Source organism: uncultured Aquincola sp. (genome assembly GCF_964001545.1).
In the GTDB taxonomy this organism is placed as follows: Bacteria; Pseudomonadota; Gammaproteobacteria; order Burkholderiales; family Burkholderiaceae_C; genus Aquincola.
Window position 1 is genome coordinate 1 of sequence record NZ_CAXFDV010000406.1, and the last position, 9922, is coordinate 9922.

Genomic DNA, 9922 nt, shown 5'->3' on the forward strand with positions numbered 1-9922 from the left:
AAGTCGCCCCACGGCGTGTGGACGCTGGCGCATGCGGGCCGCATCTAGCACCGCTGTTGCGCTGGCCCTTGCACTGGCGGCTGCGCTGCCAGTGCTGGCGGCCACACCCGCCGCTGCCGCCCCGGCGCCGTGCAGCAAGCCGGTCTACCTCACCTTCGACACCGGCCATATGGGCGTGGCGCCGCTGATCGCCGACGTGCTGCAGCGCCACCAGGTCAAGGTCACCTTCTTCCTGGCCAACGAGCGCACCCGCACCGATGGCAGCAGCCTGGACGACACATGGGCCCCCTGGTGGAAGGCGAGGGCGGCCGAAGGCCATGCCTTCGGATCGCACACCTGGGACCACCTGGTGTGGCAGGCCGACACCGCCGCCGGCCTGCGGCTGCGGCCCACCGCCGGGCCCGACAACGGCAAGACGCTGACGCTGACCCCCGCCCAGTACTGCGACGAACTGCGCCGGCCTGCGCAGCGCTTCGAGGCCATGACCGGCCAGCCGATGCTGCCGCTGTTCCGCGCACCGGCCGGCCGCATCTCGCCGGCCCTGCTGGCGGCGGCCAAGGCCTGCGGCTTCACCCACGTGGGCTGGTCGCCGGCGGGCTTTCTGGGCGACGAACTGCCCAGCGACAAATACCCCAACGACAAGCTGCTGGCGCAGGCGCTGCAGCGCATCCAGCCGGGCGACATCCTGCTGGCGCACCTGGGCATCTGGTCGCGCCAGGATCCCTGGGCGCCGGCGGTGCTGGAGCCGCTGATCACCGGGCTGCAGGCCCGCGGCCTGTGCTTCGCCACGCTGCGCGAGCATCCGTTGTATGGCCGGGCGGTGCCCCCGGCGCGTTGAAGATCACATGAACCCGATCGATGCCTTCGTGGACGCCTTCGGCCTGGCCCAGCAGTGGCTGTTCGAGCAGGCGGTGCAGCCGGCGATGTATGCGCTGGGCATGGGCAACCTGCTGGAAGACGCGTTCGACGCCACCGGCTGGCTGCTGGCCGGCCTGCTGCAGATCTTGGTGATGGTGACGCTGCTGCGCGCGCTGGAGCTGTGGCGCCCGGCCGAGCCGCTGACCGACCGCGCCGCGGTGCGGGTGGACATGCTCTACACCTTCATCCACCGGCTGGGCCTGTTCCGCGTGCTGCTGTTCTTCACGCTGCAGCCGTTGTGGGACAACGGCTTCGGCTGGCTGCGGCTGCATGGCTTTCCCACCTTCCACCTGGACAACCTGTGGCCCGGCGTCACCGACGTGGGCTGGGTGTCCTTCCTGCTGTACCTGCTGCTGTTCGACCTGGTGGGCTATGCGCTGCACCGCGCGCAGCACGAGTTCGACTGGTGGTGGCAGCTGCATGCGGTGCACCACAGCCAGCGCCAGATGACGCTGTGGAGCGACAACCGCAACCACCTGCTGGACGACCTGATCCACGACAGCGTGTTCGTGCTGGTGGGGCTGGTGGTGGGCATACCGCCGGGGCAGTTCGTGGCGCTGGTGGTCATCAGCCAGCTGGTGGAAAGCCTGTCGCATGCCAATGTGCGCCTGGGCTTCGGCCGCTGGGGCGACCGGCTGCTGGTCAGCCCGCGCTTCCACCGCGTGCACCATGCCATCGGCATCGGCCATGAATCGCACGGCGCCGGCACGCTGGGCGGCCACAACTTCGCGGTGTTGTTCCCGGTGTGGGACCTGCTGTTCCGCACCGCGGCCTTCGACCGGCCGATCGAGCCCACCGGCATCCGCGACCAGCTGCCGCAGGAAGGTGGCCGCGATTACGGCCGCGGCTTCTGGGCCCAGCAGTGGCTGGGGCTGCAACGCCTGGCCGGGCGGCGATGATGCGCGGCATGAAAGACCTCATCGACGCCTTCTGGCGCGCCACCGCCTACTGCCTGCATCCGCGGGTGGTGATGCTCTCGCTGCTGCCCTTGCTGCTGGTGGGCGCGCTCACCTTCGCGGCCGGCTGGTTCTTCTATGAGGCCGCCATCGACGGCGTGCGTGCCACGCTGGAAGGCTGGCTGCTGACCAGCGCCTTCCTGCAGTGGCTGGACGCCATGGGCGCGCAGGGCTTTCGCGCGGTGCTGGCGCCGATGATCGTGGTGGCGCTGGCGGTGCCCGTCATCGTGCTGCTGTCGCTGGTGCTGGTGGCCTTGATGATGACGCCGGCGCTGGTGAGCCTGGTGGCCCGCCGCCGCTTTCCGATGCTCGAGCGCAAGCATGGCGCCGGGCTGGCCAGCTCGGTGGCTTTTTCGCTCGGCCATACGCTGCTGGCCTTCTTGCTGCTGGCCGCCAGCGTGCCGCTGTGGCTCATTCCGCCGCTGGTGCTGGTGATACCGCCCTTGATCTGGGGCTGGCTGACCTACCGCGTGATGGCCTTCGACGCGCTGTCCGACCATGCGACCGCGGAAGAGCGCCGGCTGATCCTGCGCCAGCACCGCTGGCCGCTGCTGACCATCGGCGTGGTGTGCGGCTACCTGGGCGCCGCACCTTCGCTGTTGTGGGCGGTGAGCGCGGTCACGCTGGTGCTGGCGCCCATCCTCATCGTGGCCTCGGTGTGGCTGTACACGCTGGTGTTCGCCTTTTCGTCGCTGTGGTTCACCCACTATGGCCTGGCCGCGCTGCAGCGGCTGCGCATGGCGGGCACCACCGGCCCCGCCACCGGGCCCGTGGTGGTGGTGGATGCCGCGCCGGCGCTGCCGCCTTCTTCATCTTCACCGGAGCGTTTGTCATGAACTTCGGCCTCATCATCGTCGGCGACGAGATCCTCTCGGGCAAGCGCCAGGACAAGCACCTGGCCAAGGTCATCGAGCTGCTGGGCGCCCGCGGCCTGTCGCTGGCCTGGGCCCGCTACGTGGGCGACGACCGCGAGCGCATGACCGCCACGCTGCGCGAAGCCTTCGCCACCCGCGACGTGGTGTTCAGCTGCGGCGGCATCGGCGCCACGCCCGACGACCACACCCGCCAGGCCGCCGCTGCCGCGCTGGGCGTGCCGCTGCTGCTGCACCCCGAAGCCAAGGCGCTGATCCAGGAGCGCATGCGCGACGTGGCGGCCGAGCAGGGCACGCCTTACGAGCCCGACCGCCCCGACAACGTGCACCGCCTCAACATGGGCGTGTTCCCCGAGGGCGCGGCGATCATTCCCAACCCGTACAACAAGATTCCGGGCTTCAGCGTGGGCGACGTGCACTTCGTGCCCGGCTTCCCGGTGATGGCGCACCCGATGATCGAAGCCCTGCTGGACGGCCGCTATGCCGCGCTGCACGGCAGCCACCGGCAGGTGGAGCAGTCGGTCATCGTCTTCGGCGGCATGGAAGCCACGCTCACGCCGCTGATGGAAGCGGTGGAGCAGGAGCACCCGGGCGTCAAGGTGTTCAGCCTGCCCAGCGTCGACCATCCGCAGTACGGCCGCCACATCGAGCTGGGCGTCAAGGGCGCGGCGGCGCTGGTGCCGGCGGCGTATGAGCGGCTGCTGTCGGCGCTGCGCGGCATGGCGCTGACGCTCGGCCCGGAAATGGTGCGCTGACGCGCGCCCAGAATGCGCTGGCCTGGTGCGTTGCAGTGCACCAAGTTGGCGTTACCCCGCCCCGGAACCGGTAAGATTCCGCGGGCACACTTTCTGCTAATTTTGCATGCGCCTTTTTGGGGCTTGGCAGCCGGCGTACCCGGGCTGCCTTTGAATTCCCCGATCTGCCGTTTCGCTCCCTTAAAACCACCCCAGACCAGCGCCCGCTAGGAGATTCCTGATGGCAAAGACTGTCGCCGACGTGATGACCATGGTGAAGGAAAACGAAGTCAAGTTCGTTGACTTCCGCTTCACCGACACCCGCGGCAAGGAACAGCACGTCACGGTGCCCATCTCGCACTTCGACGAAGACAAGTTCACCTCCGGCCACGCCTTCGACGGTTCGTCGATCGCCGGCTGGAAGGGCATCGAAGCGTCCGACATGCTGCTGATGCCGGACCCGAACACGGCCAACATCGACCCGTTCTTCGAAGAGCCCACCGTCATCCTGACCTGCGACGTGCTGGAGCCCGCCGACGGCAAGGCCTATGAGCGCGACCCGCGTTCGCTGGCCAAGCGCGCCGAGGCCTACCTGAAGTCGTCCGGCCTGGGCGATACCGCCTTCTTCGGCCCCGAGCCCGAATTCTTCGTCTTCGACAGCGTGCGCTGGCAAGTCGACATGTCCGGCTGCTTCGTCAAGATCGAGTCGGAAGAGGGCGCCTGGAGCACCGGCAAGGACTACGAGCACGGCAACTCCGGCTACCGTCCCACCGTCAAGGGCGGCTACTTCCCCACTCCCCCGGTCGACTCGGGCCAGGACCTGCGCTCGGAAATGAGCCTGATCCTCGAATCGCTGGGCATCCCGGTCGAAGTGCACCACCACGAAGTGGCCAACGCCGGCCAGATGGAACTGGGCACCAAGTTCAGCACGCTGCTGCAACGCGCCGACTGGTGCCAGCTGCAGAAGTACGTGATGCAGAACGTGGCCCGCAGCTACGGCAAGACCCTGACCTTCATGCCCAAGCCCATCGTGGGCGACAACGGCTCGGGCATGCACGTGCACCAGTCGGTCTGGAAGGACGGCAAGAACCTGTTCGCCGGTGACGGCTACGCCGGCCTGAGCGAATTCGCGCTGTACTACATCGGCGGCATCATCAAGCACGGCCGCGCGCTGAACGCGATCACCAACCCGACCACCAACAGCTACAAGCGTCTGGTGCCGGGCTTCGAAGCCCCGGTGAAGCTGGCCTACTCGGCCAAGAACCGCTCGGCCTCGATCCGCATCCCGTTCGTCGCCAACCCGAAGGGCCGCCGCATCGAAGCGCGCTTCCCGGACCCCATGGCCAACCCGTACCTGGCCTTCTCGGCCCTGCTGATGGCCGGCCTGGACGGCGTGGAAAACAAGATCCATCCGGGCGAAGCCGCCTCGAAGGACCTCTACCACCTGCCGCCGGAAGAAGACAAGCTGATCCCGACCGTGTGCCACAGCCTCGACCAGGCGCTGGAGTACCTGGACAAGGACCGCGAATTCCTGACCAAGGGCGGCGTGTTCACCGACTCGTACATCGACGCGTACATCGACCTGAAGATGCAGGAAGTGCAGCGCTTCCGCATGACCACGCACCCGGTCGAGTTCGACATGTACTACAGCCTGTAAGTCCTTCGGGGCTTGCTACAAAGGGACGGCCTCGGCCGTCCCTTTTCGTTCATGGAGCCCCCAAGCTCGCTGCGCTCGCTACCCCCCAGGGGGGCCGCACCCGCCCTTGGGGCGGCCCGGCGGGCGGGTGGTGCCACTGCCGCACAATCAACGCCCCGACCCTTGGAGATTCGCTGCATGACGTTTCGTCGATGGCTGGTGACGGTGCTGCTGGCCTGCACGGCCCCCGCCTGGGCACAGACCACCACGGTCTACCGCTGCCCCGGCCCGCCGGTGCTCTACACCGACCAGCTGAGCCCGCGCGAGGCGCAGGACCGTGGCTGCCGCACCATCGAAAGCGCACCGGTCACGGTGATGCAGACCAAGCCGCGGCCGGTGCCGGCGCCGGCCGGGGCCGCGCCGGGTGCTTCGGCCCAGCGCAGCGGTGAAGGCCGGGTCGACCCCGCCGATCAGCGCGCCCGCGACGCCGACGCGCGCCGCATCCTGGAAGCCGAGCTGCGCAAGGAACAGGAGCGCCTGGCCGCGATGAAGCTGGAATTCAACAACGGCCAGCCCGAGCGGCAGGGCAACGAACGCAACTATCAGCGCTATCTCGACCGTGTGGACGAGATGCGCACCGCCATCCAGCGCAAGGAAGGCGACGTCGAAGCCATCCGCCGCGAGCTGTCGCGCCTGCCCCCATGAAGCCCACCGCCCATCCGTCGATCAGCTTCGACACCTTCGACCTGCTGGCCACGATGATCGCCGTGGCCCGGCCCACCGGCGAATGCCTGTTCGCCAACGCCAGCTTCGAGCAGGTGATGGGCCTGTCGCGCCGCACGCTGCAGCGCGGCTCTCTGCTCGATTGCTTCGTCGAGCCGCAGCAGCTGCGCGACACGCTGCTGGCCGTGGCCCGCAACGACTACGCCACCGGCCGCTTCGAGGCGGCGCTGCGCCGCCAGCCCAACGTGCACCTGGAGCCGATGCCGGTGCACGTCATCGTCAACCAGATCGACGGCGACACCGAACGTGTGCTGGTGGAGGTGATCGAGATCGAGCAGCAGACCCGCCACGACCGCGAGGAGCGCACGCTGGGCCAGGTGCAGGCCAACAAGGAACTCATCCGCAACCTGGCGCACGAGATCAAGAACCCGCTGGGCGGCATCCGCGGCGCGGCGCAGCTGCTGGAGATGGAGCTCGAATCGAAGGAGCTGACCGAGTACACCCAGGTCATCGTGCAGGAGGCCGACCGCCTGCAGGCCCTGGTGGACCGGCTGCTGGCGCCGCATCGGCGCCCGCACGTGGTCAGCGACGTCAACATCCACGAGGTGTGCGAGCGGGTGCGGGCGCTGATCACGGCCGAGTTCCCGCGCGGGCTGACGATCGAGCGCGACTACGACATCTCCATCCCCGAGTTCCGCGGCGACCGCGAGCAGCTGATCCAGGCGGTGCTCAACATCGCGCACAACGCGGCGCAGGCGCTGCACGAGCGCATCCAGGCCGGCGACGCCTGCATCTGGCTGCGCACCCGCATCGCGCGGCAGATCACCATCGGCAAGCACCGCTTCCGGCTGGCACTTGAATTGCATATCGAGGACAACGGCCCGGGAGTACCGGAGTCCATCAGCGATCGCATCTTCTACCCGCTGGTCTCGGGGCGCGATGGCGGATCGGGCTTGGGGCTCACGCTGGCGCAAACCTTCGTGCAGCAGCATCAGGGCACGATCGAGTGCGACAGCGTTCCGGGGCGGACGGTGTTCAAGATCGTGATCCCGCTGCCGTGATCACACCGCCTCAGAAAGCAACTCCGCGCGCATGAAACCCATCTGGATCGTCGACGACGACCAATCCATCCGCTTCGTCCTCGAGAAGGCACTGGCCCGCGAGCAGTTTCCGGTGCGCAGCTTCTCCAACCCGCGCGACGTGCTCAGTGCGCTGGACGAAGAAGCGCCGCAGGTGCTGGTCAGCGACATCCGCATGCCCGGCGGCTCGGGCATCGAGCTGTTGACCAAGGTCAAGGCCCGCCACCCGGGGCTGCCGGTCATCATCATGACCGCCTACTCCGACCTGGACAGCGCCGTGTCGGCCTTCCAGGGCGGCGCCTTCGAGTACCTGCCCAAGCCCTTCGACGTGCCCAAGGCGGTGGAGCTGATCCGCCGTGCGGTCGACGAAAGCATGCGCGAGTCGGGGATCGACGAGCGCCAGGCCGAGATGCCCGAGATGCTGGGCCAGGCCCCGGCGATGCAGGACGTGTTCCGCGCCATCGGCCGGCTGAGCCAGAGCAACGTCACGGTGATGATCACCGGCGAAAGCGGCTCGGGCAAGGAACTGGTGGCCCGCGCGCTGCACAAGCACAGCCCGCGCGGCAACGGTCCCTTCGTGGCCATCAACACCGCCGCCATCCCGAAAGACCTGCTGGAAAGCGAGCTGTTCGGCCATGAGCGCGGCGCCTTCACCGGTGCTCAGACCATGCGCCGCGGCCGCTTCGAGCAGGCCGATGGCGGCACGCTGTTCCTGGACGAAATCGGCGACATGCCCTTCGACCTGCAGACCCGCCTGCTGCGGGTGCTGAGCGACGGGCAGTTCTACCGGGTGGGCGGCCACCAGCCGCTCAAGAGCAACGTGCGGGTGATCGCCGCCACCCACCAGAACCTGGAAGAGCGGGTCAAGCAGGGCGTGTTCCGCGAAGACCTGTTCCACCGACTCAACGTGATCCGGCTGCGGCTGCCGGCGCTGCGCGAGCGGCGCGAAGACGTGCCCGCGCTGACCCGCTTTTTCCTGCAGAAAAGCGCCAAGGAACTGGGCGTGGAAGCCAAGCGCATCACCGATGCCGCGCTGGAACGCCTGATGGCCTTCGACTTTCCGGGCAACGTGCGCCAGCTCGAGAACGTGTGCCACTGGCTCACGGTGATGGCGCCGGCCCAGGTGGTGGAAGCCAAGGACCTGCCGCCCGAACTGCTGGCGGTGGCGCCGGTGGCAGCCGCGCCCGCAGCCCTGGCGCCGGCCGAGCCGGCCAGCACCGCCAGCCTGCCGGCGGAGCCGGCCGTGTCCACCGGCGGCATACCGGCCAGCTTCCCCGAGGCGTTGCCGGTTGGCGGCGCTTCCGGCCTGGGTGCGCCGGCTGCGGCCGGTGAGGGCCTGGGCGGCTATGCCGGCTCCTTGCCGGCCGGCGGCTCGCCCGCCGCCGGCCAGTCCAGTGCCGCTTCGCCTTACGGCGGCTTCGGCGGCCTGGGCAGTTTGGGCGGTGCAGGCGGCGCGGCCCTGCCGGGCGGCCTGGCCGGTGGCAGCCCGGGCGCCTTGCCCGCGGGCAGCACAGGCCCGCGCCCCTGGCTGCAGGACCTGGAACGTGAAGCCCGCCAGCTGCTGGAATCGGGCTCGCCCGAGGTGTGGGACACGCTGACCCGCCAGTTCGAAGGCCAGCTGATCCACACCGCGCTGGACATCACCCGCGGCCGCCGCATCGAAGCGGCGCACAAGCTGGGCATCGGCCGCAACACCATCACCCGCAAGATCCAGGAACTGGGCCTGGACGACTAGCCCCCGGCGCCGCGCAGGCGCCTCCAGGCTCAAGCCGCACGGCCTGCCGGCCGATACCTCTGGCGGGATGTTCCCCGCATGAGGTCGGCCGTGCAGTCGTTGAATCGCCTTCGCTTGTCGCACAAGCTATGGGCTGCCATGTTGTGCCTGCAGCTGCTGCTGGTGGCGGCCGGCGCCCTGGGCTTGATGCGCTCCTTTGCCATGGCGCGCGAGGCGGCGCAGGTCGAGGCTTCGCTGGCCCGCCTGGCTGAGCGGGCGGTGCAATGGAAGGCCGCGGCCGACGCGGCCGCCATCCGCACCATCGCCGGTGCCATCGGCGCCGACCCTGCGGTGGCGGGCTGGTTCAAGGAGGCCGTGGCCGCCGACCCGCAGCGCATCGCGGCGCTGCGCGACGAAGTGCTGGGCCTGGCCACCTCGCCCGAAGACAAGGCCATCAGCGACCGCGTGCGTGCGCTGGGGCAGACGCTGGATGCGGTGAACGACCGCATCCGCCAGGCCATGAGCGCTGGCGATCCGTCGGCGGTGGAAGAGCTGGTCAAGCAGCAGTACGAGCCCGCCACCAAGGCCTACGTGGCCGGCATCGACGAATTCGCGGCCTGGCAGGTGCAGCGGGGCCAGCAGGCGCTGCAGCAGGCCGAGGCGCAGCGCCGTGCCCTGGCCTGGCAGCTGGCCGCCGGCGCCCTGGGGGTGCTGATGCTCTCGGGCCTGGCCGGCGCGCTGCTGGCGCGCAGCGTGCAGCGCCCGCTGGACGAGGCGGTGCAGGCCGCTGATGCGATCGCCCAGGGCGACCTGACCCGCCGCATCGACACCACGCGCGGCGATGAATTCGGTGCCTTGATGCGCGCGCTGCATCACATGACGGGCGCGCTGTCGACCATGGTGGGCAGCGTGCGCGCTTCCACCCAGGGCCTGGAGCAGGCCTCTTCCGAGATCGCGGCCGGCAATGCCGACCTGTCGATGCGCACCGAGCAGGCGGCCAGCAACCTGCAGCACACGGCCAGCAGCATGGAGCAGCTGACCGGCACCGTGCAGCAGAGCGCGCAGGCGGCCGACACGGCCAACCAGCTGGCGCATTCGGCGGCCGAAGTGGCCCAGCGTGGCGGCAGTGTGGTGGGCCAGGTGGTGAACACCATGCAGGAGATCCAGGCCAGCTCGCGCCGCATCGGCGACATCATCGGCACCATCGACGGCATCGCCTTCCAGACCAACATCCTGGCGCTGAATGCGGCGGTGGAAGCCGCCCGCGCCGGTGAGCAGGGGCGGGGCTTC

Annotated in this window: 9 protein-coding genes; all 9 read left to right on the top strand. The window is 69.2% G+C overall.

Features of this window, described 5'->3' with window-relative positions:
• Positions 1–31: 31 nt before the first annotated feature.
• The gene (locus tag ABNT58_RS13860; RefSeq protein WP_348754051.1) at positions 32–838 is read left to right on the top strand and encodes a polysaccharide deacetylase family protein; all 807 of its coding nucleotides are present in this window, start codon (positions 32–34) and stop codon (positions 836–838) included.
• Positions 839–845: 7 nt separating this feature from the next.
• Positions 846–1817 (top strand): sterol desaturase family protein, encoded by a 972-nt coding sequence (locus tag ABNT58_RS13865; RefSeq protein WP_348754052.1) that lies wholly within the window; start codon positions 846–848, stop codon positions 1815–1817.
• Positions 1818–1825: 8 nt separating this feature from the next.
• A complete protein-coding gene (locus ABNT58_RS13870) occupies positions 1826–2710 on the top strand; it encodes an EI24 domain-containing protein (RefSeq protein ID WP_348754053.1) in 885 nt (294 codons plus the stop codon).
• Entirely contained in the window at positions 2707–3501 is a 795-nt protein-coding gene (locus tag ABNT58_RS13875) for a molybdopterin-binding protein (protein ID WP_348754054.1), read from the top strand. The genes ABNT58_RS13870 and ABNT58_RS13875 overlap by 4 nt, the downstream gene beginning before the upstream one ends.
• 220 nt (positions 3502–3721) lie before the next feature.
• Positions 3722–5137, top strand: a complete 1416-nt coding sequence (gene glnA / locus ABNT58_RS13880) for a type I glutamate--ammonia ligase (RefSeq protein ID WP_046113542.1) — start codon at positions 3722–3724, stop codon at positions 5135–5137.
• Positions 5138–5314: 177 nt separating this feature from the next.
• The gene (locus tag ABNT58_RS13885; RefSeq protein WP_348754055.1) at positions 5315–5821 is read left to right on the top strand and encodes a hypothetical protein; all 507 of its coding nucleotides are present in this window, start codon (positions 5315–5317) and stop codon (positions 5819–5821) included.
• The gene (gene glnL, locus ABNT58_RS13890; protein WP_348754056.1) at positions 5818–6900 is read left to right on the top strand and encodes a nitrogen regulation protein NR(II); all 1083 of its coding nucleotides are present in this window, start codon (positions 5818–5820) and stop codon (positions 6898–6900) included. The genes ABNT58_RS13885 and glnL overlap by 4 nt, the downstream gene beginning before the upstream one ends.
• Before the next feature lie 31 nt (positions 6901–6931).
• A complete protein-coding gene (ntrC, locus tag ABNT58_RS13895) occupies positions 6932–8653 on the top strand; it encodes a nitrogen regulation protein NR(I) (RefSeq protein ID WP_348754057.1) in 1722 nt (573 codons plus the stop codon).
• 138 nt (positions 8654–8791) lie between these two features.
• A partial coding sequence (locus tag ABNT58_RS13900; RefSeq protein WP_348754058.1) for a methyl-accepting chemotaxis protein occupies positions 8792–9922 on the top strand: 1131 nt, incomplete at its 3' end.